The following is a 25,981-nucleotide window of genomic DNA, read 5'->3' as shown; positions in this document are numbered from 1 at the left end:
ATAGCGGCAGTTACATTAAGACAAGAGGAGGGTGAAACTCATGTCAAATTTTGATCTCATCGTTATCGGTGGCGGACCCGGCGGCTATGTTGCCGCTATCCGTGCCGCACAGCTGGGTATGAAAACCGCCTTGGTTGAGCGTGAACATCTGGGCGGCATCTGCCTGAACTGGGGCTGTATTCCGACGAAAGCGCTGCTCCGCTCTGCCGAAGTTTATCACCTGATTCAACATGCTGATGCTTTCGGTCTGTCGGTCAAGGATGTCAGCATCGATTTCTCAAAAATCATCAAACGCTCGCGCGGTGTCGCGGCACAGCTCAGCGCCGGAATCGCGCATCTGATGAAAAAGAATAAAGTCACCGTCTTTAACGGCCACGGCAAACTGGCCGGCAGCGGCAAAGTCACGGTTGAAACACCGGATAAAAAAACCGAAACCCTGACGGCAAAAAATATCATTCTCGCAACAGGCGCACGCGCACGCGCGCTGGAAGGCAAAGAGCCGGACGGCAAGCTGATTTGGAGCTATAAGGAAGCCATGACACCGGACACGCTGCCGCAATCACTGCTGGTCGTCGGCTCGGGCGCAATCGGTATCGAATTCGCCAGCTTCTACCGCACGCTTGGCGTCGATGTTACGGTCGTTGAAGTCATGGATCGTATTCTGCCGGTGGAAGATGCGGAAATTTCCACCTTCGCGCAAAAACAGTTTGAGAAACAGGGGATGAAAATCATCACCTCCGCCAAACTCGGCGATTTCAAAAAAGGCGCAAATAACGTCACCGTCCCGCTCGAAGCAGGCGGTAAAAAGCAGGAACTGACGGTTGACCGCGTTATCATGGCGGTCGGCATTGTCGGCAATGTTGAAAATCTCGGTCTGGAAAACACCAAAATCAAAACGGACCGCACGCATGTCACCGTCAATGAATGGTCGGAAACGGGTGAGAAAGGCGTTTATGCCATCGGTGATCTCGCAGGACCGCCTTGGCTGGCGCATAAAGCCAGTCACGAGGCCACAATCTGCGTTGAGAAGATCGCAGGCGTCAAAGATGTTCACCCGCTGAAAACGGGTCTGATCCCCGGCTGTACCTATTGCATGCCGCAGGTCGCTTCTGTCGGACTGACCGAGGCCGCCGCAAAAGAAAAAGGCCATCAGGTCAAAGTCGGACGCTTCCCTTTTATCGGCAACGGTAAGGCGATTGCTTTGGGTGAGCCGGAAGGCATGGTCAAAACCGTCTTTGATGCCAAAACCGGTGAGCTGCTCGGCGCCCATATGATCGGCGCGGAAGTCACGGAACTGATTCAAGGCTACGGCATTGCCAAAACGCTGGAAACGACCGAGGCGGAATTGATGCACACCGTCTTCCCGCATCCGACCCTGTCGGAAATGATGCATGAATCAGTGCTGGATGCATACGGCCGCGCGTTGCATTTCTAAATACCCTTTCTGCCAGTTGGTGTCATTTGACATATTAATAAAACAGGCGTATCATTTTTCTCATAATGTGATTCTAAAAGGGATATAATGATGACCGTTCAATGGACGACCGCAATTAAAGATAATGTGACGGACTATTTCACTTTCCAGCAACAGCAACTGAATGCCATTAAGGATACACAAAAATCGGCGGTCGTCTCTCTGTTGCAGCTAGCTTTCAACAGGCTGACACATAAGCCTGATGTGCTTTACAGAACTATCTGTAAAGATTTTGATCTGCAACCATATAAATCTTTACAAGATATCATGGCGACAGGATCCGCTGTCGATCCGAATTGGAGGAAAATCGCAAACAGCGCGAAGGAAAACGGGTTCGCTGACACTGCCTCCTTGATTGAAGAATGCATCACAGATGCCGTGGCGATTTTACCTTCTGTTTACCGGAATGGCACAATCGCAACAATGCAAAAATACAGAAAACCGACACAACCATCATAAAAAATGGCAACCTGTCACGCCTGTTTTATCTAAAAATGCTGCGCCTTAATCGGTGGCGGCAATGCAGCAATGGATTTCTTTGGGGAGAAGTTCGGGTGTCTCATCCTCGCCAACCATGCGCAGTTTCGGCGCTTTCGGAATAACATTTCCAATGCCCAGATCCGGCACATTATTTCCGACGACGAAGATGACTTTGGCTTGGCTTAACTGTTTCATGACGTAAAAGACCCCGTTTTTCAAATGATTGTTTTAAAAATAAACATTCACAGCTTTTGCAGATTCCGAGTATTAACCTCCTTCTTCTCTCTGCAATGTCACATATGAATGCAAACGATAGTACAGCTAAAATGTTAACAAAAATTTTAGATTTCTGTCAATTTTATTTCTATAATGGGTGTTTTTTTCAAAATATGCGCAATATTATTACAATAATGCAGGAGTTTTCCACAATTTCGCCGGATAAAGCAATATAGGCGGCAATCCGCTCGAATCGCTTTGCTGCAACATGAAAAGAAAAACGGCGCAACAAATGCTGCGCCGTTTTTAAAAAATATCCGCATTTTGATTACATTTTGCGGCCCGGACGGCGCAGCTTCTGGCGCACCGTCATCTGGTTCACCTGGCTGACCACCTTTTGGAAATCAACCTGCCCGCGGTCACGGTTTTGAACATTGTTCCACAGGATATGCATCTCACGCAGACGGCCTGCCCAGATTTCCGGTGCAAAGGCTTTCTTCAACTGGCGTTTTTCAATCAAAACATCCAGCAGCGAGACACCGTTTTTATTCGGCTTCAGGAAGTCCTGTACTTGCAGCGTATCGGAATCGCTGCGGACAATATCGAGAACCTTATCGAACTGTCCGGCTTCCGCCGCCACCATTAAGACCGTGTTTTCCAATGCACCGCTTGTCTGGCGCAGATGTGCTACTTTCAGATCATCCTTTTTGGACTGCAATTTCTCGCGCACGATGTCCATATTGTCCCATGTGTCACGCAGACCGATCGGAAGAACTTTGCTCTGCTTGCCGTCATTGGCGACAATCGGCGTCGTCAGCGAGGATGCCGTCATATCTTCATTCAAAGAGACATGCGAACGGTATGTCATATTTTCCACATCGGCAACGACCGTATCGAAACTGTTGCGGCCGCTCAGGACTTTTTGTGCCGGCGGCAGATTATCCCACAACCCGACCATTTCGTCGACTTGTCCGATCCAGAAGCGCGGCTCGAAGACTTTATGCAGCATTTTATGCTGTGCGGCGCGTTCCAGAATAGACGGCTTCCGGCCGCGTTTAAAGGTCAGCTCTTCAATACCAAAACTTTGTCCCGTCTGCTGCAGACTGTCGACAATTTTATCGTAATACTGCCAGGCCGCGGCATTGTGGAACATGGTGTCGCCGTCTTTATTGACGAAGAGCAGATCTTCCTTTTTCAGCGGCGTGTTGTTTTCATACAATGTCTGCAAAAACGCATCAAATGTTCCGCGTTTGGAGAACATATCCGGGATGGCTTTATAATCAACACCGATTTTTTTCAACGATTCCTCGCGCAACGGCGTCTGTTCATCCAGTTCCAGCACTTCGCGTTTCAGTTTCAGCGGCACACGTCCGTCTTCATCCTGCGCCAGTTGACCGCGCTTATTCGGCGGAATGTAATACCACAGATTTTCCATTTCTTCGAAACGGCCTTTCCAGACATCGGCGCTGAACAATTTGTCCACTTTGTCATGGCTGACAACGCTTTCAATCAGCGGACGCTGGTAATAAGAGCCTTCTTTCACCGTCAGGAAATCATCGGCGGTAAATTCTTCACCGTTATCACGCAGAATTTCAACAATATGATGGAAATTATCCCATGCGCGCGAAGAGCCAAGGAAATATTCCCCGCTTTTATCCGCACCCAGAAAATCTTCTTTCGACAGCGTTTCGCCGGCCTCTTTCAGCTTTTTGTAAAGCCCCATAATATCGGCGCTGCGGAAGGCATCCTGTTGGTAATCAGAAGCTTTGGGGTGTTTGCACAGTGTCGCAATGAAAGCCTGTTTTAAAGAACTGTCATTTTTTTTGTTATCAGGCATCGCTTTGTTTCCCTTCTTCTTCTTTATAAATCACTTTGCTCACGGCGTAACGGCGACAAATTCGCGTTACCCCGGCCAATGTTACAAGCGCACCCTCTGGAACAAAAATCGTTCCCACCTCCGGATCTTTGAACGCCTCTTCAAATGTGCGCAGAGTCGCAGCAGTTCTGACGTTCGGATCGCCTTCTATGATAGAGGTTTCCCATCCTTTATCAACAAAATAAAGCCGTGATCCATGCGGCAATATTTCCATCGGACCTGCTTCCATCGCCCGCAGCCGTGCAGCCTGCCGTGCCACGATATCGATATTACGCTCCGTCGCAGCAGCCTTGTCCCGAGATGAAGAAGGGGAGCCTCCGCCTGCGGAGCCTCCCCCCTCATATCTTTCTTTCGGGTCACTGTTTTTTTCGGACTTGTCTTTCTTTTCCGTCACAAGCGCGTCCTTGATCATGGTGTCCGTTTCAGTGCCGGGCCTAGCGCCTTATCAATCAGATATTGCGCGGGGCTTGTTTCGCAACAAGATATTTACCGAGGTAAGGCTCGTAAGACAGAAGAATATCTTCCATGCTTGCCTTCTCATTATGCTCGATAATCTTGCTTTCCGGAACATCAACAGGATCGTTACGGAACAAGAGAGCCGAGCGGACATTGTTACGCGTTTCCTCGGATGCGCCGCGCAGGATGTCATCCAGTGCTTCGCGCAGTTGAGACGCCGCGTTCTTGTCATTACGGTTCACATGTTTCACGCCGACTTCGCGGAACAGGGTCGACAGACGTTCCGATGTCTCGCCACCGACAACCAGTGTTTTCTGGCTGTTGTTGTTGACGATAATATGAACCGGAACGCGTTCTGCTTCGCCATTCTCGTTTGTGGCTTTCACCACGACTGTCGTCGCGCCGATACCGGTATCCGAGTTGTTCTCAGCGATTTTAACATCATCATCCAGGATCATGTCACCGGTGAAGGGCGTTACCGTACGGGTATCGTCTTCAACTGTGCCGCCTGCTGCGGTGATGTCTTTCTTCAGCGTTGTGATATATGTGTCGACTTCGTCTGTGTCCTGACCGAAATCTTTCAGCTGCGCCTGTTCCTTCTTCAGAAGGTCCAGAAGCTCTTTCTGTTTTCCGACCAGATCATCATCGCCACCGGCAAAGAAGCCGCTTGCATCATCGTCACTATCAGCGGAAGCCGAAGGTTGCTGTGCTTTCAGCTCTTCGATATCGCTTTCAAGGTCAATCCGCTTTTGCGCGTAGTTGCTCTTCATCAGCAGCAGCGCAAGGTGGTTTTCCTTGTCCCAGACGGCTTTCAGATTCTGCTCGCTCGCTTTCGGGAAGGCCAGCGTCATCATCAGAGCATCATGGTCAACCAGTTCTTCCGTTACCGGCTCAAAGTCGCGGTTTGCTTCATTGGCAACATCGACTTTTTCCGCCGTGATAAAGGGCTGCGAAGACAGCGTTTCGACATCCGTATTCGGGATAACGAAAGTCGCATCATCACTGCTGAGCTGTGTTTTCACACGATCCAGCGTTTCCTTGATCTGCGCAACAGTTACAATGGCGTTGTCATCCTGCGTTTTCACATCCGTATTGCTTTCACGGACATAATCGGCAAACATTTTCTGCGCCAGTTTCATCTGCTCTTTCGGATCGGTCGTCGCAAACAGATTGATGTTCAGCGATGCCTCGACAGATTTGACGTTACTATGTGCGCCTTCCTGCAGGTGCAGGTCTTTCAGGCCGCACTGTTTCATCAGCTCTTTCAGATGCTTGTACAGAACCGGTTTACCGGCAGCACCGGAGGTTTCATAGATTTTATCCGCAAGCAGATCGGTCAGGCGCGTACCATAGTTACGCTCGACGCTTTCCTGCGTACGCTTAACGCGTTTTGCAGGTTTTTCCGCCCATGATTTCGGATCAAAATCAACATCCTCGTTGCTTTCGCTTTTCGTCATGCGCGCACGCAGCGGCATCGCATATTGCAGATGCTGGATGACCTTACGGAAGTCGATACTGACTTCTTTCTGGTATTCCTCATCCACCTCTTCAACAAGGTTTCCGTCTTTGATCAGCGCTTTGTCCGGATCCGTCAGCTCGGCCCAGCCTTTGTAGAACTTGGCGAGTTTCTCGGAGGCTTCCACAACATTCTTCCAGTTTTTCAGAAGCGATGTGTGGATTTGCGGAACATTGGCTTTCTGCTCTTCCGTCAGACCGGCAGTACGCCAGTACAGCAGCATTTCCGTGAATTGCTCGGGATCTTTATCCGCTTTGTCCTTAAAGGAATGGTAAAGCGTCGATACCGGCAGACCTGTCATGATCTGGCAGATACGGTGCTGCCAATCCATCAGGGACGGTTTCGGAATCGTCACCGGAGACAGACGGGAATAGACCGATTTGTTCAGCGAACGGGTTGTCGTACCATCTTCAACCGCGTTACCTGTCATCACGATACCCCAGCCCGTTTTCGTGTTTTCACGGCGGAATGTGTATTCGCTCGGACCACTGGTCTGATCTTTGTTTTTCAGCGGGTTAACAACTGTACATTCGTCAATTTCGCCATTGGCGAATTGCAGGAATGTTTGCAGGGCGTTATCCGTGCCTTCTTTCGATTTGTTGTACTCGTCATAAGTCGAGAAGTTGCCTTCTTCAAAGTCGCGAATCGCGAGACCGAACTGCGAGTTCATACCCAGCGCGTTTCCGCCGGCACTGTCCAGACCTTCAAGCTTGCTGACTTTCGTCAGAACCTGGAAAGCTTTCTCGACATTATCCGTACCGGATTCTTTCAGGCCTTCCCAGTCAATGACCAGTTTACCTTCATCGGTTTCCTCGACGAATTTGCTCGGCAGACCGCTTTTCAGCAGACCGTAGGACAGCGGCTGCAACGCACCGGCTGCAAGACGTTTGTCAATTGCTTCGGGAAGCGCATCACCGGCACCGAAATCCAGAACCATCTCGAACAGAAGGTCGTTCATGTTCTTACCGCCGCAATCGAAGATTTCGACAGGGCGTGTGGATTGTGCGCGGCCGACCAGACCACCCAGGAAGGATTTACCGGCACCCGGATCACCTTTCATAAAGTAGATGCGGCTTTTGCTTTCCGGCTTGATCATCTCGAGGATGTCTTTCAGCATCGGCATCATACTGGGCGTAGGCATATCCCGGTACATCATACCGATGACTTCCTCGTAAGGGCGCTCGGAGTAAAGACGCAGAGGCTCTTCATCATCTTTAATCTTACCAAGGCGCTGTTCGATAGACTGATGTCCGTCCTCGTCAACGACAACCGTTCCCCACATCGGGTAAGGGCGTGCATTCGTGCCGAGTGCGACCTCCAGCTTATCGACGTCCGCGTCCGTCAGATCGGAGATTTTCTTGTGCAACAGTTTATCTGTTCCGTTGCCTTTCAATTCACCTTTTTTCTTTGCCATCTTGCCTACCTCTTTCTTCTTTTTTTAAGCTTTGTTTTGTGTTCTCTTTGTTTCTGTTCCTAAATAAATACGGTTCCTGTAAACCTTATCCTACCATCTGCGTCCGCCGCCGCGTTTCTTCATCTCATTCGCCGCTTTCTTCATATCACGACGTTTTTTCTGATGCGGCTCGGCTTTAAAGCTGCCGCATTTGCGGATCTTGTTCAGCAGCAAGCCGACAATCGCCATCGGAACAGCATCACCTTTATTTTCGATGACGGTACCGATTTCTTCATTCGGTTTACTTTTCTTGCCTTTAAAGGTCTTGGCCATCCGTTCCATTTCGGACGAACCGCCGCGCGGCTTAATAATGGCCGTATCCATCGTGACTTTGTCACAGAATTTAAACAGCGATTGTAGATTCTTAACCGATTCCGCCTGATCGCCGATATCACCATCGGACAGAACCAGAATATGCGTAAAGCCGCTCAATGTATCGCCTTTGCCGCGCTGTTCGGAAATCGTTTCCGCCGCACGTTTAATCGCAGGCGCCAGATCGGTACCGCTGTGCAAACCGCTACGCATTGCCTGCATAACCTGACCGATTTTGGTGCGGTTATCGCCGGGCTTAATCTTGATCGGCGCGTTTGAATCGCCCCACATTCCGACATAGACATTCATCTTCATGTCTTTACCGGCAGCCGCTTCATACAGAATCGCACCTGCCTGCAGCGCGCTTTCCAGCGGGCTTGCACTGGAGCCGCCGCCCATACCCATAGAGCCGGAACCGTCAATCATAATCAGAATATCGATCTCGGCCGGGATTTCGTAATCATCATCAAGGTGGAAGCGTTTCAAATCATCTTCCTGCACATCACCGATCGCTTTTTTCAGCGTCAGATGCTTATGCGCCTCCATGTTGAAGCGGTCCATAACTTCGCCATCCTGCGGCAGAATATCCATCGAAGAGGATTTCTTCTTTTTATTCTGCATTTGCAGATCCTGTACGCGCTTAAAGACCTTCCGTGTCTGCATGATCGGGCCGCGCAATTCCGCAACACGTTTCTCATACTGTGTCCAGTCCTGCTTTGCCAGTTCAGACAGTGATTTACCGTCACCGGTTCCGGCCTGATCGCTGGATTCGCTCGGGTCACCGGATTGATCGCCCTTCTGGCCTTTTTGACCATCCTGACCGTCTTGTCCGTCCTGACCGTCTTGGCCATCCTGACCTTGGCCGTCCTGACCGTCGCCGTCCTGGCCGTCCGCATCCTGACCTTGCCCTTCTTGGCCCGGCGTTTCAGCAGCATCTTCAACATTCGGCATATCACCGGCACCGTCAACAGGAACCGTGCTGTCTTCATCGGTTCCCAGCTTGCCTTCTTCAGGCGTGCCGTCACCGTTTTGACCTTGACCGTCCTGCTGGTCACCATTCTGATCGCCGGATTGACCATCCTGACCGTCTTGGCTGTTTTGATCGCCGTTCTGGTCACTCTGCTGGCCATCCTGACCGCTTTGATCACCATTTTGGTCACTTTGCTGGCCGTCTTGACCGCTCTGATCGCCCTTTTGGTCGCTCGGCTGGCCGTCCTGACCACTTTGATCGCCTTTTTGGCCGCTCTGGTCGCCTTGCTGGCCTTGCTGGCCTTGTTGACCCTGCTGGCCCTGTTGACCTTGTTGGCCCTGCTGACCATCCTGACCGTCTTGACCATCTTGGCCGTCCTGACCGTCTTGGCCATCCTGATCCTGACCGTCCTGCTGCTGTCCGTCCTGCTGTTGCGGCGGACCATCCTGATTTTGCAGATGATCGTTTTTATTTTCGTCTTTATTCTGTTCGCCGTTCTCAAGCTGTTGCTCAACCTGCTCGGCTGTTTGCTCCAGAATTTTTTCGATCAATTCTTCCGCGTATAAATCCCAGATATGCGTGATAATCTGATTACGCTTTTTATCGTTTTCACGGATTTTGCGCTCGATCACATCATCGCCATACAGACGCTCATGCTGTTTCGGCTGCAGATTTTCAAGACCTTCATCACCGCGGCATAAATCCAGCAGCATTTTGAAATCGGGGTGGTCAACGCCTTTCGGACCGCCCGCCGTTTTCTTTTTCAGCGACTCCAGCGTCCGCACCTGATCCGTATCAACACCGCCCTGTTTCCAGGCCGCATCGTCATTATCAAACAAACCGTTATTCTGGAAGAAGCTGATCCGCACCGTGTGAACAAGGTTCAGGTAACGCGCCAGCTCTTCTGACATGTTATTGCCTTTTTTCGGCGGCGGCATAAAGCCGAATCCTTCGGAGGTCACGCCGGAATTATTCAGCGAGACACCGAAATCCTGCATCCGCACCTGACCCAGATTATCCACATATTTATTGACCGTATTGCCTTCAGCCGCTTTAAACAGCATATGGCGCAGCTGCCATTCGGCGCTCAAGACACGCATTTGCTTATACTCGTCTTTCGACAGCTGCGGGCCTTTTTTCGCAGACGCTTTGCGTGACTTCACCAAAAGCGGCGACAGCTCTTTATAAACTTTCTGCATCCGCTCGGGATAGCTGCGTGACAGATAGGCGTAACCGATCTCGCGCATCACATCGGCACGGGCGTGCTCGAAACCGACGACAAGGCAGTGCATGAAGTCGATATTGATTTTATTGCTGTTCTGGTCGTATCCGACACCGCTGCCGGGCTTACCCCATTTATATGCGGTATGGCGGTGACGCAGCACTTCCTCGACATTCTGCGAATGCGACAACAGCTCCTGCGTTGCATAGCTGCTTTCCGTCAATTGCTTCCACAATCCGGATTTTTCAAGCCCCTGCCAATCGACAGGCTTTTCCCATTCACCAAGCTGGTCGGGGTTCAAAGCAAGATAGGTCAGACCCGCGCCCCACAGAACCTGTTTGGACGGGGTGTTGATTTGCGGACGTTTCGGTGCCTTACCGGATTGCAAAGCCTCCAGCATATTTTGCACCTCGGCCTTGAAATCATCATTCTGGCCGGGAATCGTCGCAACGAATTTTTTAAGATCTTCAAGACCGAATTCCACGGGAGCGCCGGATTGCGCAGCGCGAAACGTCGAGGCCAGCATGACACGGTGACCAGTCAGCGGCTCCTTCAGAATATTCTGAAGTTTTTTGCGTTCCTTATTGCTGTTCTTATCTGCCATTTACGGCCCCCTTCTTCAGGTTTTGAGCGGGTTTCTGACTTTCCCATCCGAAAGCGAAACCTTCTTCATTATGCTCCGGCCGGAAAGCTGTCAGGCGGTTTTCTCTGTTCAGATTTTATTAACCTTTACCTTTTACACTTTCCATTCAAGAACAGGCGAATCACATCAGAGAGGTTTTTCATAATTTCTCTATATATTCCAGCGAACTAAGGTGGTCTTCCCTTGGGAATCATTACCTTTTGTGCGCTTTTGCGCCATTTCTCGAAGCAGTCATACCCTAGACGATTAAAAACTCATATACAAGAGAAAAAAAGGTATATGTGAAAAAAAATAAAACAATGATGCGGTTTTTTTACGTTTCCATTGCGAAAATTACAAAAAAACCGCCTATACGGCAAATTTTATACTAAACGCCGCTGCGGCGATCAAAAGCAACAGGTGAAGAACCGCCGCAAGACGCAATGCCGCCCGCAGCGCTTCCGGCTGCGCTATTCCTTCCGCATCCGCCGCTTCCTCTCCCAGAACCGTCTCCGCCGCTTTTACCCCGATATACCAATGCGGCGCGGTCTCGCCGAGAATCACCCCCGCGGCAGAGGCCATCACCGCCGTCACCGCCAGCAACCCGTTTGTCAGCAGCGGCAGCGGGTCCTGCCGCAAATCCGCCAGCGCCGCCCGCGGCGGCACGCGAAACGCCGCCAATGCCGCAACATATAGCAGCGCCGCCGTTATCAGACCGGGCAGTAAATCCATTAATTGCGCCGCCAGACGAAGCGGCAGGGTGAACAGAGAATCGCCCTGCCGGGGCAGAACAATCAATGCCGCCATCACAAGAACATAGGAAAACATGCCGTAAAGCCCGGCCAGCCAGAACCAGAACAGCGGACCCGTCAGCAGGATATTCATATAATATCCTGCCGAAACCGCCGCCGCCTTTATATAAGGTGACATTTCTTTGGAAATACGCGGCACCGGAATTCCGAGACAAGCGAAAAGCCGTACAATCTCCGCACGTTCCGGCGGCGTTTCCCCGAGTCTCTCCAAAAGATGTGAGTGGATCTTATGGAGACGCGTAAAACCAAGACAAATATAGAAACAGACAAACAGCACTGCGCCTTGCGCAAACATCAGCAGCGCCGTCACAAATGACCAGACCCCGCCCAGTATAAATCCGCCCGCCAGCAGAAACAGCAATAAGACGATGCCGCGCAGCAATTGTGTGACCGCCCCTTTACCGCCGTTATTCAACAAGCCGGCAAAAACCAAAACGCCGCGCTCCGCCATCCGCCACAATAACGGGCGCGCTTTTCCGGCATTAAAGGGAAAGACCGTATCGACAACCCATTGCACGGCCAGAACGGCGGCGATCACAAAGGGCGCGGATGAGAAGACGGCGGAAAAATCAAAGCTCATGGATATGTTCTTTCTGAATATACTCTGCCGTCACCATGCAGCATCATTTGCATCTCTTCCGGCAGATCCGCATCGAAAAGCGGTAAAAAACTTTTTGTATAGGCGGGGTAAAAGCGGAAGTCCCACCATTCCTGCGGCAGCGGCAACAGCTCCATACCGTTTTGCGCCGCCGCATCCAGCATCGCATCCGTCAGTTTCCTGCGGTTTTCAACAATCAGATTGTTATAGGCTTCATCCTCTGAAAAAGCGGTATAATCCCGCGCCGCCGGATTATTGCTGCGGTCTTCCGAAAGATGGTCAAACCGCGTCCCCATATCAATCTCCTCGCCGTTTTCCGTCAAGGGCAGCAGATCAATCGCCATACCGCGCGGATGTCCGCCATGTCCCGGCGGCGATAACAGCCGCGGCTCTTCCATCCAATGCGGATTGGCGCGGACAATCGCTGTTTCCTGCATAGCGGCCTGCGCCTCGACGGGACGCAGCGAATCCTTGATCTCCAATATCCAGCCATATTCCTTGTGACAGATTTGCGCCGCCAGCAGTGTTAAGGCCACAATATCCTTATGTCCCCATAATTTCGCATCCCCGCGGTATAGGGCACATCCGAAGATATTATCGCGGTGTTCAGGCTGCGCATAGACAAGGTCAACCGCAATCGGCTGCGTCGCGGTAAAATCATCAAATGCCTGTAAATCCGCAGGGGGTATCTGTTTTTGTTTCATTCCGGCACAATTCTCTTGTATAATGGTCTTTGAAAGACATCTGTTGAGCGGTTTTTATATTAAACCGCTCAACAGATAGCCCGCAAGCGCGGGCCGCCCTTTCGGGCGAAGCCTGCGTGGCAGCTGAACGCGGATTTTGTATTTCAAAATACAAAATCCTAATTTAAGGAAATATTAAGCTTTTTGAAGGATAATTCTAGTGTATAGCTTAACTTTAGGAGATTCCGATATGGGTATGAAGGACAAAGGTGAATTGCGCGAAACGTCGCTGTCGCTGTTCTGTAAAAGCTTCGGCAATAACGAGCTTTACGATATGTCCGGTATGGAAGGTATCGATGACGGGTTGAACGTCAACGAAACCAGCCGCGCCCCGCGTAAACCGGCGAAAACACGCTGATCAATGCGCCATCATACGGCAGGGCTTGCGCGAAGGCGCAACCCGCGTTAATCTGACCCGCGAGACAATCTTTCGCGGGTTTTATTATTCATGACATCAAAAATTTTCTGCGCCATTGACACCACCGATTCTGAAAAAGCCGCACAGCTTGTCCGGCAGGTGTCCCCGCATCTGGGCGGTATCAAACTGGGGATGGAATTTTTCTATGCCCTGGGGCAGGACGGCGTGCGCCGCGTTTTGGAAAACGCCGCCGAAGATACCGGTTTCTTTCTGGATTTAAAACTGCATGACATTCCCAACACCGTCTCCGGCGCCGTCAAAGCCGTTGCGCCTTTAAATCCCGCTTTTCTGACCATCCATGCCGGCGGCGGCAAAAACATGGTCACCGCCGCTGTCGATGCGGCAAAAACCCACGCGCCCGCTATGACGATTCTGGCCGTAACGGTTCTGACACATATGACCGCGCAAGACCTGCAGCAAACAGGCGCCGGAAATGACACCGAAGCGCAGGTTCTGCGCCTTGCCGAAACAGCCCTTGAAGCCGGGGCGGGCGGTCTGGTCTGCTCGCCGCTGGAGATCGCCGCCCTGCGTCAGAGATTCGGCACCGCACCCGTCCTGATGGTTCCCGGCATCCGCCCGGCGGAAGAGCGCGTCACACAAGATGATCAAAGCCGGATTATGACGCCTAAGCAGGCTTTTTCAGCCGGCGCAAACCATCTGGTTATCGGACGCCCTATCACACAAGCCGCTGACCCCGCCGCTGCCGCCGCAAAAATCGCCGCGGCAATTCCCCCTTGCACGGCCGCCGCGTAACCGCTACACTCCGCACGGGTTTTTCAGCAAAATAACACAGGATAAAAGCATGAGCTGGCTTACCAATTACGTTCGTCCGAAAATTCGCGCCCTTGTCACCAAGAAAGAGGTGCCTGATAATCTATGGACAAAATGCCCGTCTTGCGAGGGCATGCTGTTCCAGCGCGAGCTGGAAGACAATATGAATGTCTGCCCGTCCTGCAATCATCACATGAAAATTTCCGTCGCAGCGCGTCTGAACCTGCTGTTCGATAACGGCAAATACAGCGAAATCGAGCTAAAGCACGAACGCGATGATCCGTTAAAATTCCGCGACCGCAAACGTTACCGCGACCGCCTGAAAGACTCCCGTCATAAAACGGGACGGCAGGACGCCATCATTGTCGCCAAAGGCACAATCGGCGGCAATGCCGTTGTGATTGCCGCCTTTAATTTTGACTTTATGGGCGGGTCAATGGGGGCCGCCGTCGGTAACGGCCTTCTCCGCGCCGCCGAAATCGCCGTGGAAAGCAAGGCCGCCCTGATCGCCATTCCCGCATCGGGAGGCGCCCGTATGCAGGAGGGCATGCTGTCACTGATGCAAATGCCGCGCAGCGTGATTGCTGTTGAAAAGGTTAAAGATGCCGGCCTGCCTTATCTGGTGCTGCTGACCGATCCGACAACCGGCGGCGTTTCCGCATCTTTTGCCATGCTGGGTGACATCCACCTTGCCGAGCCCGGCGCGATGATCGGCTTTGCCGGCCGCCGCGTCATTCAGGAAACCATCCGCGAAGAACTGCCCGACGGTTTCCAGACCGCAGAATATCTTCTGGAACACGGTATGGTGGACCGCGTTGTTTCCCGCACGCATCTGGCACGGGAAATCGGCATTATTCTCTCCATCCTGATGCCGCAAAAAGCCGCAGAGCCCAAAAACGGCAAGAAAAACGGTAACGGAAAGAAATCTTCCTAAGCCTGCCGAAAAAATGTAGACTGACAGGGTGCGCAGATATTTTTTCTGTGCATTTTCTGTCACATCATGCCAAAATAACATCAGCGTTTTGGATATCTCTTTCAAGGTAAGTGCCGCATGCTTTACGTACAACAATCTTTAGGACCAAATGAAGAAATCCTGATGGGCGCAAGATTCCACTGGATGTACACCGTCAATGCCGTTATCTGGATTTTGATGGGAATCAGTGCGGGCTTTGCGCTCGCCTATGGCGCCATCTGGTGGGAAATCAGCCAGCAGATCAAAGCGCAATTCCCCAGCCTGCCTCCCGAACAGTTTGAAAATGCGAAAAAATTCATTCTTGACCAGCAGGGCGGCTATCTCAAAATTCTCTGGGGTCTGCACCCCGCTGTCCGCTTTATGGTGATGGGCTTTTTCATTATGGGTCTGTTTATTTTCGCCAGCATGATGATTGTGAAAGCGACAACGGAAATCGCCATCACCACTGACCGTCTTGTCTATAAGCGCGGATTGATTGCCCGCCATGTCGGTGAGCTGAGTATCGACCGGATTGAGGGCGTGACGGTCAGTCAGGGGATTATCGGCAGGATGTTCGGCTATGGCCGCGTGGTCGTGCGCGGAATGGGGGTCGGGGAAGTCCTGCTGCCGCCGATTGATTCACCGATTGATTTCCGCCGCGCCGTGCAGGAGGCGCAAAATGTGCAATCACGCAGTAATGTGCCATCAAAACCGGATGAATTTTAAGCCGGCAGGCATCTTTCAGCTGTGCCGGTCCTGTTCCGTAACGGGCGGCAATGTCATCACGGCAAAAGACACCGGCCTGTCATCTTCTTCCAAAAATGCCGCAGCCGCCTTTTCCAGTGATTTTATAATCATCTGATAGATTTGCCGCTGCGCCGTGTCTTCCGTAATAATCTCCCAGCCCAGCGCGGTAAAAAACGGCAAACCCGCCCGTTCTTTGGTCAAATTTCCGCTGGTCACCAATACATCCATCTGCGGCGAATCCTGCTTTGATGAACAGAAGCCGCGCGCCGAATCCGTACAATGCGCAATGATGCGGCGGCTGATATCCCCTTTTGGCGGATGACCGTCCCGCCATGTCACGACAAGCGGAGAAAACAAAGCACAATCCCGCCCGTCTTCGTCCGTGAACTGCGCCAGATTGCATTTATAAATGCAGATTTCCCGCCCGTCATGCAACACGCGCACAGCATGACTCGGCAAAGCGTTAAAAGATAAATCCAGCGGCAAAGCCTCAAAAGAAAGCGTGTCATCGCTTGCCCTATGTGCGGCAATCCAAAGCGGCAGATCAGCGAAAAACTGCAGAGGCTGATAAAGCTGTTGATAATGTGCTTGCGTCACAACTTTAACAGTCCTTGCAAACAAATGGGGGGGGGGGAAAGAAATGGCGCGAGTGACGGGACTTGAACCCGCGACCTCCGGCGTGACAGGCCGGCGCTCTAACCAACTGAGCTACACCCGCACATTTCTTAGGCTTTGCACGTCCCGCCGCAAAGCGGCTTCCGTGCATAGGGTCTCTTTTTAAGAGAGATTCATAAAACTGTCAATAATATTATTCCACCAAACAGCCCGGTCATGCATTTTAATGCTGCAGCGCCGTGTGCAGCACATCCCAGGTCATTTGTCCGGTCGCCGCCAATAGATCAAATTCGGCCAGAATCACATCATGGCGCGCAGATAAAAGCGCCAGCTCGGCATCCAGTTTTTCCTGCTCGGCATCCAGCACATCCAGCGATGTACGCCCGCCCAGTGTAAATTCCGCACGCGCACCGTCCAGCGCCAGCGCCTCGGCATCCACCTGCACCTGACGAGCATCGGCCTCGGCTTTTGCCGCTTGCAGATTTTCCCAGGCCGTTGTCACGCGGCGGGTTACTTCACGCGCCGTATCCAGCGTTTCCATCCGCAATTTATTGCCGTCATGCCGCGCCTGATTCAAACGGGCCGTCGTACGCCCGCCTTTATACAGCGGAATACTGGCCTCCAGAACAATCCGCGACTGATCCTGATAATCAATTCCCGGCGCAAAAACGGGTTTATAGGTGCGCTGCGCCTGTCCCGTCAAAGTGACGGCAGGATAATATTCCCCCTTAATCGCGCGCTGCGCCTGCCGGTTCGCGCTTTCCTCCAACTGTGCCGCCAGAATATCGGGGCTGATCTTTCCTGCGGCCGCCAGCGCGGTTTCCAATGTTGCCAGTGACGGCAGATGATCGGCCAGCACCGCCTGCGGCAGGGAAATACCGGAAATATCCGGCGGCTGTCTTCCGCTGACGCGGACATAATCCGCCACGCTTGCCGCCAGATTACCGCGCGCGCGTTGCGCCTCGGCACGTGCCGCCGCCAGACGCGCTTTGGCCTGATTAACATCCGTGGCCGTATTCGCGCCCAGATCAAAACGCGTATTTTCCGATTCCAGATGTTTTTCAAGATTGGTGATGTTTTTTTCCCGCAGCCGGACATGCTCATCATCGCGCACCAGCGCAATATGCGCCTGAACCGCCTCCAGCAATACATCATTTTCTACGCGGCGGTAACGCTCGCTCTGCGCCTCGGAAAAATCCTCCGCTTCGCGGATACGCGCCATAGTGCTGCCGCCGCGGTATAAAGGTTGCGACAGCTCAAAACCGACATCTCCCGTCTCCCCGTTCAGGGAACCGAAAGCCCCCGGCTCCGTCAGACTGCTGGTCGCGCTTGCCCGCGCGGACAGGGTCGGTAAAAGCTCACCTTTTTGCTCGCGGATATAGGCATCCGCCTTTTCCAGACCGGCACGTTCCGCCGCCAGACGCGGATGGGTCTGATGCACATGTTCCAGCACGGCAAAAAGTCCGCCGTCATTTTTCCGCACCGATTCTTGCACCGCCTGCTGCGCCGCTGCCGTTGAAACCGCCGTCCCCGTCAGGGCAAGCAGCGCAACAACACCGGTTAAAACCCGTATGAAAGCGCGGGGGGTCTTTTTTATAAAAGGTCGCAAGAATCGTGCCTCCGTTCAGAGCCGGACTGCTAAAAGGTGAAAAACGCCTGATCTTCAAAACCCGGCGCAGGATAGGTTGACGCATCAAACAGATATTCCGTCGTGATAACGGCTTTTGTCTTTGTCACCAGAACAGCCTGTCCGGTGCCGTATTCCGGTCCGCGCAATACCGTTACCAGCCGCCCGCCTTCGGCAAGCTGGTCGGTAATATGCCCCGGCACGCCGGGAACGGAACCGTTAATTAAAATCACATTAAAAGGCGCCTGCGCCTGATAGCCGTCACGCGGATTGCCATGCACCAGCGCCGCATTGCAAACATCCATGGTTTGCAACTGCACATCCGCCTGTTCAATCATATCCGCATCCTGGTCAACGCCGATCACCGTCATCGCCAACTGTGCCAGCACCGCCGTGGAATAACCGCTGCCGCAGCCGATATCCAGCACTACATCATCCTGCCGGATCGCCGCCGCCTGCAGCAGCCGCGCCAGAATCACCGGCTCCATCAGCCAGCCCGCTTTGCCCAGTTTGATATCCTCGTCGATATAGGCAATACCCTGCAGATAGGAGGGGACGAAATATTCACGCGGCACGGTTTCGAAGGCATTGATAACCGCCTCATTCGTGACTTTGCTGGGGCGGATCTGGCAATCCACCATATTTTTGCGTGCCGTACTGAATTTATCCACCGCGAGAGACATTTGCTTGGCGCCTTTTTGTTTTTTCTTAATGTCGGAGTTTTATCACAAACCCTGCTTTCACTCTACGAAAAAAACCGCCGCAAAACAAGCGGCGGCGGAAGCTTAATACACCCGAATATATCAGGGGCGTAATTTTAAAAATTTTTTATTTCTTCAATAAATGCCTCTACCAAACAAAATATCGCCCACTATGTTGCAACAGTAGAATTTCGTCACATTCTAGCGCCCGGTTTCTGTGTTTGCGGAACGGTTTTCATCCGAACCTCCCTCGCCTCTACGGCGCCACCAATTCTGTCCATCAGCGACTTTTTACCATCTCTTTTTTCCTGTTCTGTCGGTTTTTGGAAGCTTCCTATAACGCGCTGAAGATAAGCCTTATTTGTTACACCGGCAGCATCAAATGCTTCTTCTACGAAGTCTTTTGTCGAATTCCACGCCCCCGGCTTTACATCCGGTGAATCAAAACTGTCACAAAATGCTTCGATCTGCTTGGGCGTCAAACTGTTTTCTTCAAGTCTGCGAACCACGTCCTGCCGCAACTCTCCCTGTAAAACAGGTCCTGCACCCTTACACTCTTCAGCGCGTTGGCCTTCCAGATCCTTTACCCACTCTCTTTCGTCTTCTGTCATAAGATAACTCCTCTACGGAATAAATACATTTATCATATTGTAAAGAAACAGGTTTAACAAAGCGTTAAGCCGCGGCGGGATTAAAATAACAATGCGGTCGTAAAGAAATAAAAGGCGGTCAGGTAAGTCACACCGACAAAAACCCCTTTTACCCAGGCTTCGCCGCGTTTCAGACCGGTATGCGCCCCGATATAGGCACCGATTCCCATCGTCACCAGCAGCGGCAGCGCATAGGCGAAATCAAGATATCCGTGCAGATAAAAAACGACGGAAGAAGCGGATGCCGCAATCACCCAGGGCAGAGCCCCGGTCGCCGCCGATTGCATAACAGTAAAACCAAAAAATGTCAGCGACGTAAAGCGCTGCATAACGCCCGATCCGCCGACAAAAAATCCCGCATAAACCGCGCATAGAAAATACAGCACCATCCCCAGCACGGTTTTCTTTTTGCTGCTTTTCTGCCTCTCCACCCCCAGACGGGACTGAAAAGCAATGATCGAAGCAGCGAAGACCATCAAAAAACCGACCAGCGGCTTTAAAATATTGTCGGGCGTGTTGACGACAACAAAGGAGCCGATGACATTTCCCAAAGCCGTCAAGGCAATCAGGGGCGGCAGAAAATTCCACACCACCTTGCCGTCGCGTTTAAGCCGTGTAAAGGTCATGGAGGCGCTGCCGATCGAGGCAAACATGGCGCAGGCGACCGCCGCTTGCGGCGACAATCCCAGCGTCAGCAAAAACGCCACAACCAGAAACCCTCCCGAGGCGGTCAGCGGTGCAAAAAAACCGATAAACAGCCCAAAAAATGCGACCAGCGGCATATGGGGAAAAGCAGCAATATCCGGTATCATTTAGGAGAAAACTTTCCTCCTGTTTTTTTCCGCAAGGCTGATTGTGGCGCGGATTTTTTCACCGCTTTATTGCCATTCGCCGCGGCACTTTTAATAACGCGGTTTTTAAAGGCATCAATATCAAGCTTTTTGCCTGTCACTTCTTTGACCAATTCATCCGATGTATGGCGCGGCGCTTTGCTGTAAACATTCTCTTTCAGCCAGTCAATCAGCGGCGCGGTATTGAAATCGGCAATCGCCTGCTCCAGCTCCGGTTTTTCATCCAGCGCGGTTTCAAAAATCTGCGCCGCCATTAATGTCCCCGTCAGATAGCAAGGGAAATAACCGATTTTACCGCCATACCAGTGAATATCCTGCATCGGGCGTTCCGTGATTTTTTCCCCGCAGCCAAACAGCGCGTCCTCTTCCTTTGCCCATTTCTCCGGCATATCCTGCGCCGATCTGCCGCCGTCGATCATATCGCGGGCGGTATTATAACGCAGTGCAATATGCAGGGGATAAACCTCTTCCCCCGTTGCGCCGCGCAGCAGCGACATGTCCTGTTTCTGCAATTGCTGGAACAGCTTGTCCGCCGTCAGATCGGGAGAGCTGATACCGAAATCCTCTTTCAGAGTCTTCACCAGAAATTCGGCAAAGCCGCGGCTGTGGCCATAGGCGTTTTCAAAAATCAGCGCCATGGATTCATCGGTCGATTGGCTGGATACCTCCGCCGCCGGCCCTTGCAGATACTCCGCAGGCGTATGTTGACGGTACAAGGCGTGACCGCCCTCATGCACGGCAGCCAGCGCCGCATAAGTGAAATCATCCTCCTTATAGGACATCGTCATCATCACGCGCCCGCTTTCCCCGAAACAGGTCGGATGCGGCCCGTCACGGAATTCCAGCGCGTCCATATCCAGCCCCATATGGTCCAGAATTTTCCGGCATAATTCGCGTTGCACATCTTTGGGCAATGCAAAGAGCGGGTCTGTTTTCTCCGCTGTCTCTTCTGCGGGGGGCAAGCCGGCGATACGCGGCTTGATAAAACTTTCCAGTCCGGCGACCATTTTGTCAAAATGGCGGACATCGCGCCCCGGATCAAATTCATCCATCAGGGCTTCATAAGGCGAAGACAAGCCAAGCTTTCCCGCCTTGTTCTTGCCGAAATCGCGGCTGATTTTCACCAGCTTGTCAAAAGCGCCTGCGACAATACCGTAGTCACCTTTCGCTTTTGCCTTGCGCCACTTCCCCTCCGTGGAAGACATTGCCAAAGCGCGGCGCACCAGATCACGCTTTGTGCCGCTGCCTTGATGTATCTGGTAATGTTTCACCCGCTTTAAATGCGCCAGACGCACCGGATCCGTTTCCGCATTCATATTTTCAACGGCTTTTTTCAGCTGTTTCTTATTCACAAGACTGTGCAGCGATAATTCATTATGCAGGAAACTGACGGCGGCAAAATTCCGAGCCAATGCGTTTTCCGCCGTCAGCACCTTAAAAATAAAGCGGTCGCGGCGGTAAACCGCCTCATTGACCTTCTTTAACAGCCTATCGCAATCCTTGCCTGCCATTGTCTCTCTCCTGTTCTTCGGGTGGGAGATAAAAATTAACGTATTTACCCCGCAAAGACAAGGATGTGAATATCCCCTCTTTCCATCACAGGACTCTTGACATCCCCTCCCTCTTTACAGAAAATACGCTTGACCTAGGTCAAAAAAGCGCGTATCCGACACCATAAGAAATAAAAAGAATAATCTCTCGTATTAAGGAGGCTCCCCGTGATAAAAACCAGACTGTTTTCGCTGATCAGCAGGCTTTGCGCCGCCGCGGCGTTCCTGACCTTTTTGCCCGGCACAGCCCGTGCAGAGGTTGAAAATCTGGCAAAACCTTGGCAGATCGGCCTGTCCCAGCCGGGCTCTCCGGTTATGGAGCAGATCGTCGGGTTCCACAACACCCTGCTTTACATCATCACGGGTATCGTCATTTTTGTGATGCTGCTATTGCTTTACGTTATGATTCGCTTCAATAAAAAGGCCAATCCCGTTCCGTCGCAAACAACACATAATGTCGCATTGGAAGTCGTCTGGACATTGGTACCGGTTCTGATTCTGGCGATGGTTGTTATTCCTTCGATGCGGCTGCTGTTTTTCGTCGACCGTATTGAAGAAGCCGATATGACGTTAAAAGTCCGCGGTTTCCAATGGTACTGGGCCTATGAATATCCCGATAATGACGGCATTGCTTTTGACGCGATTATGGTTGCCGAGGAAGATTTAAAGGAAGGCCAACACCGCCTGCTGGACACTTACAATCCGGTCGTGCTGCCGACAGACACCAATATCCGCGTCTTGATCACCGCTGAAGATGTATTGCACTCATGGGCGGTTCCGGCACTGGGCGTCAAGAAAGATGCCGTTCCCGGCCAAACCAATGAAACATGGATCCGTATCGAAAAACCCGGAAAATATTACGGACAATGTTCCGAATTATGCGGTGAAGGTCACGGCTTTATGCCGATTACCATCCTCGCCGTCACGCCGGAAGAATTCAAAGCCTGGACCGAAAAAGCAAAGCTGGAATTCGGCTCCGTCAATGATAACAACAATAACGCCGTGGAATTCGCGATGGAATTCCCGCAGACGGCTGGAGGGAAATAACAATGGCTGATCATAAACCCCCGTTTTTTACACGCTGGTTCTGTTCGACAAACCATAAGGATATCGGAACGCTGTATCTGATTTTCTCCGTCATGGCAGGGATTATCGGCGGTCTGGCCTCGATGGTGATGCGCGCCGAGCTGATGCATCCGGGCATGCAGTTTTTCGAAACCGGACAGATGTGGAACGTCTTTATCACGGCACACGGGCTGATTATGGTCTTTTTCGTTGTCATGCCCGCACTGATCGGGGGCTTTGGCAACTGGTTCGTGCCGCTGATGATCGGTGCGCCCGATATGGCCTTCCCGCGCCTGAACAATATCAGTTTCTGGCTGATTGTTCCTGCTTTCCTGTTGCTGGTTTTCTCCGCCCTTCTGGGATCGGGTGCCGGAACGGGGTGGACGGTCTATCCGCCGCTGTCAGGCAGCCAGTTCCATCAGGATATGTCGGTTGATATGGCGATTTTCGCCCTGCACCTTGCCGGTGCCTCTTCCATTCTGGGCGCCGCCAATTTTATCACCACAATTTTCAACATGCGCGCCCCCGGCATGACCATGCATAAAATGCCGCTTTTCGTCTGGGGCGTGTTGGTGACCAGCTTCATGCTGTTGCTGTCACTGCCGGTTCTGGGCGGCGCGATTACGATGCTGCTGACCGACCGTAATTTCGGCACGGCTTTCTTCAACCCCGAAGGCGGCGGTGATCCGGTACTGTTCCAGCATCTGTTCTGGTTCTTCGGCCATCCGGAGGTCTATATTATGATTCTGCCTGCTTTCGGCATTATCAGCCATATTATCTCCACCTTCTCGCGCAAGCCGATTTTCGGTTATCTGGGCATGGCCTATGCGATGGTGTCCATCGGTGTCGTCGGCTTTATCGTCTGGGCCCACCATATGTACACGGTCGGCATGTCCACCGGCGTGCTGGCCTATTTCACCATCGCCACGCTGATTATCGCCGTGCCGACGGGGATCAAAATCTTCTCGTGGATCGCCACAATGTGGGGCGGCTCCATCAGCTTTGAAACCCCGATGCTCTGGGCAATCGGCTTTATCTTCCTGTTCACCCTCGGCGGTGTCACAGGGGTGGTACTGGCCAATGCCGGTATGGATGTCGCGCTGCATGATACCTATTATGTCGTTGCGCATTTCCATTACGTGCTGTCGCTGGGAGCGGTCTTTGCGATTTTCGCAGGCTGGTATTACTGGATCGGCAAGATGAGCGGCCGCCAATATCCCGAATTCTGGGGCAAGCTGCATTTCTGGACGACCTTTATCGGCGTCAATCTGTTGTTCTTCCCGCAGCATTTTCTGGGTCTGGCGGGCATGCCGCGCCGTATTCCGGATTACGCCGATGTTTATGCCGGATGGAACTATGTGTCCTCGATCGGTGCTTTTATCGCCGGTGCCTCGACGCTGATGTTCCTTGGTATTGCCATTTACACGATTGTTGCCGGACGCAAGGCCGGAGATAATCCGTGGGGCGAAGGTGCAACAACGCTGGAATGGCATTTGTCATCCCCGCCGCCGTTCCACCAGTTTGAAAAACAACCGGTCATTAAATAAAACGCGGCCTCTGCCAAGAGAGCAAAAATGTCGATAGAACAGAAATATTCCGGATACGCGGGGACCTCTCCCGCATTTCCCGAGGCCAGCGTCAGAGACTATATCAGTCTTCTGAAGCCGCGGGTAATGTCGCTTGTCGTCTTTACCGGATTCTGCGGCATGCTGATGGCACCGGGGGCAAAAGATCTGCACCCGTTTCTGGCCGTGATTGCCGTTTTCTGTATCGCACTGGCCTCCGGCGCGGCAGGTGCCATCAATATGTGGTATGACCGCGATATTGATGCGCTGATGAAACGCACAAAACAGCGCGCCTTGCCGCAGGGACGGATGCAGCCGGATGATGCGCTGGCCTTTGGCGTTGTATTGACCATCCTCTCCGTCATGCTGATGGGGCTGGCCTTGAACTGGACGGCCGCAGCGCTGCTGGCCGCCGCCTCGCTGTTTTATGTGTTTGTCTATACGATCTGGCTGAAACGCCGCACGCCGCAAAATATTGTCATTGGCGGCGCGGCCGGTGCTTTCCCCCCGATGATCGGCTGGGCAGCCGTCACAGGCAGCATTTCGCCCGAATCCCTGCTGCTGTTTTCGCTGATCTTTTTCTGGACACCGCCGCATTTCTGGGCGCTGGCACTTTTCCGCAACGCCGACTATAAACGCGCAGGCGTACCGATGCTGCCCGTTATTGCCGGAAGCCGTGCGACCAAACGCCAGATGCTGGCCTATACCGTGATTGTCTGCCTGCTGGCACTTGCCCCCTATCTGCTGCATATGGGCGGATTGTTTTATCTGGCGACGGCCGCAATTTTAAACATGCTGTTCCTGCGCTGCGCCATCCGCGTTTTCCGCGCAACGGAGGATGATCACAAACCGGCACGGCAAATGTTTGCCTTTTCAATCTTCTACCTGTTCGGTCTTTTTGCCGCATTGATGATTGGTGCGCTTTGACAAAAAAGGATAAAAAAATGGTGATTGCTGAAAAACAGACCCGTTCGGAGATACATGAACGTCAAAAGAAAAAGAACTACATTGTTCTTGCAACATTGATTGCCTATATGGCGATTATGTTTGTCGTGACCATCGTCCGGCTTTCATCTTAAACAAGGCAGCATCTGCGGTATGGCAAAAAAACAGAATAAAGAGCATGATATCGCCGCAATGGACCGGAAGAACAAAAAAATCTTCCTCTCCATTATGCTGGGTTTTTGTGTTCTGGTCGGGCTGACCTTCACAACACCTGCGCTTTATAATTTGTTCTGCCGCGTCACCGGCTATGGCGGCACGACGCAAAAAGCCGAAAAAGCCCCCGAACATGCAGCAATTGACCGTGATATCACCATCCGCTTTGATGCCAATACTTCGCGCAAACTGCCCTGGGTTTTTAAAGCCAAAGAAAAATCCGTCACGATTAAAATCGGCGAGGACCGTCAGGTGCATTACATGGCAAAAAACACCGGTGATGTCAAAAATACCGGTATGGCGCTTTTTAATGTCACACCGCAAAAAGCCGGTAAATATTTTAACAAAGTCGAATGTTTCTGCTTTAACGAACAGACGCTGGCGCCGGGTGAAGAGGTCGATATGCTGGTTTCTTTCTATATTGAACCGAAACTGGCGGAAGACCCTTACATGGATGATGTGGACACGATCACACTCTCCTATACTTTTTATCCCGCCGACTCCGAAGAGCTGGAAGAAGACGCGGAAAAAAACTACAATAACCTGTAATGAATAAACCTT

At 52.1% G+C, this 25,981-nt stretch carries 23 protein-coding genes and 1 tRNA gene; 10 read left to right on the top strand and 14 right to left on the bottom strand.

Going from position 1 to position 25,981, the window contains the following annotated elements; all coding sequences use genetic code 11:
• The first annotated feature begins 40 nt into the window (after nt 1-40).
• Nucleotides 41-1,435: a dihydrolipoyl dehydrogenase gene (gene lpdA, locus HND56_00325; protein ID QKK04218.1), complete on the top strand. Its 1,395-nt coding sequence runs from the start codon at nt 41-43 to the stop codon at nt 1,433-1,435.
• A gap of 87 nt (nt 1,436-1,522) precedes the next feature.
• The gene (locus HND56_00320; GenBank protein ID QKK04217.1) at nt 1,523-1,933 is read left to right on the top strand and encodes a hypothetical protein; all 411 of its coding nucleotides are present in this window, start codon (nt 1,523-1,525) and stop codon (nt 1,931-1,933) included.
• A gap of 45 nt (nt 1,934-1,978) precedes the next feature.
• On the opposite strand, the gene HND56_00315 is transcribed toward HND56_00320, so the two are convergent.
• From HND56_00315 to HND56_00285, 7 genes are all read right to left on the bottom strand, one after another.
• Entirely contained in the window at nt 1,979-2,149 is a 171-nt protein-coding gene (locus HND56_00315; protein ID QKK04216.1) for a hypothetical protein, read from the bottom strand.
• A 349-nt stretch (nt 2,150-2,498) separates the two neighbouring features.
• Nucleotides 2,499-4,007 (bottom strand): hypothetical protein, encoded by a 1,509-nt coding sequence (locus tag HND56_00310; GenBank protein ID QKK04215.1) that lies wholly within the window; start codon nt 4,005-4,007, stop codon nt 2,499-2,501.
• Nucleotides 4,000-4,458: a hypothetical protein gene (locus tag HND56_00305; GenBank protein ID QKK04214.1), complete on the bottom strand. Its 459-nt coding sequence runs from the start codon at nt 4,456-4,458 to the stop codon at nt 4,000-4,002. The genes HND56_00310 and HND56_00305 overlap by 8 nt, the downstream gene beginning before the upstream one ends.
• Nucleotides 4,459-4,495: 37 nt before the next feature.
• Entirely contained in the window at nt 4,496-7,432 is a 2,937-nt protein-coding gene (locus HND56_00300; protein ID QKK04213.1) for a hypothetical protein, read from the bottom strand.
• Nucleotides 7,433-7,522: 90 nt separating this feature from the next.
• Nucleotides 7,523-10,579 (bottom strand): VWA domain-containing protein, encoded by a 3,057-nt coding sequence (locus HND56_00295; GenBank protein ID QKK04212.1) that lies wholly within the window; start codon nt 10,577-10,579, stop codon nt 7,523-7,525.
• Nucleotides 10,580-10,966: 387 nt separating this feature from the next.
• Nucleotides 10,967-11,989: a hypothetical protein gene (locus HND56_00290; GenBank protein QKK04211.1), complete on the bottom strand. Its 1,023-nt coding sequence runs from the start codon at nt 11,987-11,989 to the stop codon at nt 10,967-10,969.
• Nucleotides 11,986-12,711: a D-Ala-D-Ala dipeptidase gene (locus HND56_00285; protein ID QKK04210.1), complete on the bottom strand. Its 726-nt coding sequence runs from the start codon at nt 12,709-12,711 to the stop codon at nt 11,986-11,988. Before HND56_00285 ends, HND56_00290 begins: the two co-directional genes overlap by 4 nt.
• 229 nt (nt 12,712-12,940) lie before the next feature.
• Between HND56_00285 and HND56_00280 the strand changes: the two genes are divergently transcribed.
• The 4 genes from HND56_00280 to HND56_00265 all read left to right on the top strand — a co-directional run bounded on the left by HND56_00280 (nt 12,941) and on the right by HND56_00265 (nt 15,617).
• Nucleotides 12,941-13,108, top strand: coding sequence for a hypothetical protein (locus tag HND56_00280; GenBank protein ID QKK04209.1), 168 nt, complete (start codon nt 12,941-12,943; stop codon nt 13,106-13,108).
• Nucleotides 13,109-13,198: 90 nt separating this feature from the next.
• Nucleotides 13,199-13,921 (top strand): orotidine-5'-phosphate decarboxylase, encoded by a 723-nt coding sequence (pyrF, locus tag HND56_00275; GenBank protein ID QKK04208.1) that lies wholly within the window; start codon nt 13,199-13,201, stop codon nt 13,919-13,921.
• Nucleotides 13,922-13,970: 49 nt separating this feature from the next.
• The gene (locus HND56_00270) at nt 13,971-14,873 is read left to right on the top strand and encodes an acetyl-CoA carboxylase carboxyltransferase subunit beta (GenBank protein QKK04207.1); all 903 of its coding nucleotides are present in this window, start codon (nt 13,971-13,973) and stop codon (nt 14,871-14,873) included.
• Between the two features lie 117 nt (nt 14,874-14,990).
• Nucleotides 14,991-15,617, top strand: a complete 627-nt coding sequence (locus tag HND56_00265; GenBank protein QKK04206.1) for a PH domain-containing protein — start codon at nt 14,991-14,993, stop codon at nt 15,615-15,617.
• Nucleotides 15,618-15,632: 15 nt separating this feature from the next.
• Here HND56_00265 and HND56_00260 read toward each other — a convergent pair whose 3' ends face one another.
• The 7 genes from HND56_00260 to HND56_00230 form a co-directional block, all read right to left on the bottom strand.
• Nucleotides 15,633-16,235: a hypothetical protein gene (locus HND56_00260; protein QKK04205.1), complete on the bottom strand. Its 603-nt coding sequence runs from the start codon at nt 16,233-16,235 to the stop codon at nt 15,633-15,635.
• A 44-nt stretch (nt 16,236-16,279) separates the two neighbouring features.
• A tRNA-Asp gene (locus HND56_00255) sits at nt 16,280-16,356 on the bottom strand.
• A gap of 120 nt (nt 16,357-16,476) precedes the next feature.
• The gene (locus tag HND56_00250; GenBank protein QKK04204.1) at nt 16,477-17,862 is read right to left on the bottom strand and encodes a TolC family outer membrane protein; all 1,386 of its coding nucleotides are present in this window, start codon (nt 17,860-17,862) and stop codon (nt 16,477-16,479) included.
• Between the two features lie 29 nt (nt 17,863-17,891).
• On the bottom strand, nt 17,892-18,563 hold the full coding sequence (locus tag HND56_00245) for a protein-L-isoaspartate O-methyltransferase (protein ID QKK04203.1): 672 nt from the start codon (nt 18,561-18,563) through the stop codon (nt 17,892-17,894).
• 212 nt (nt 18,564-18,775) lie between these two features.
• Nucleotides 18,776-19,192 (bottom strand): hypothetical protein, encoded by a 417-nt coding sequence (locus tag HND56_00240; protein QKK04202.1) that lies wholly within the window; start codon nt 19,190-19,192, stop codon nt 18,776-18,778.
• 80 nt (nt 19,193-19,272) lie between these two features.
• Nucleotides 19,273-20,043 carry a sulfite exporter TauE/SafE family protein gene (locus HND56_00235; GenBank protein QKK04201.1) on the bottom strand — a complete coding sequence of 257 codons (771 nt, stop codon included), beginning with the start codon at nt 20,041-20,043 and terminating at the stop codon, nt 19,273-19,275.
• Complete coding sequence (locus HND56_00230) at nt 20,040-21,593, bottom strand: hypothetical protein (protein ID QKK04200.1); 1,554 nt, start codon at nt 21,591-21,593, stop codon at nt 20,040-20,042. Before HND56_00230 ends, HND56_00235 begins: the two co-directional genes overlap by 4 nt.
• Before the next feature lie 207 nt (nt 21,594-21,800).
• Between HND56_00230 and coxB the strand changes: the two genes are divergently transcribed.
• The 4 genes from coxB (at nt 21,801) to HND56_00210 (ending at nt 25,969) form a co-directional block, all read left to right on the top strand.
• Nucleotides 21,801-22,679: a cytochrome c oxidase subunit II gene (gene coxB, locus HND56_00225; GenBank protein ID QKK04199.1), complete on the top strand. Its 879-nt coding sequence runs from the start codon at nt 21,801-21,803 to the stop codon at nt 22,677-22,679.
• A 2-nt stretch (nt 22,680-22,681) separates the two neighbouring features.
• On the top strand, nt 22,682-24,244 hold the full coding sequence (gene ctaD, locus HND56_00220; protein QKK04198.1) for a cytochrome c oxidase subunit I: 1,563 nt from the start codon (nt 22,682-22,684) through the stop codon (nt 24,242-24,244).
• A 27-nt stretch (nt 24,245-24,271) separates the two neighbouring features.
• Complete coding sequence (locus HND56_00215) at nt 24,272-25,189, top strand: protoheme IX farnesyltransferase (protein ID QKK04197.1); 918 nt, start codon at nt 24,272-24,274, stop codon at nt 25,187-25,189.
• Between the two features lie 210 nt (nt 25,190-25,399).
• Complete coding sequence (locus tag HND56_00210; protein ID QKK06509.1) at nt 25,400-25,969, top strand: cytochrome c oxidase assembly protein; 570 nt, start codon at nt 25,400-25,402, stop codon at nt 25,967-25,969.
• Nucleotides 25,970-25,981 lie beyond the last annotated feature (12 nt).

The organism is Pseudomonadota bacterium, from assembly GCA_013285465.1.
In the GTDB taxonomy this organism is placed as follows: Bacteria; Pseudomonadota; Alphaproteobacteria; order Micavibrionales; family CSBR16-224; genus CSBR16-224.
This window is presented reverse-complemented; position numbering and strand designations above follow the sequence as displayed.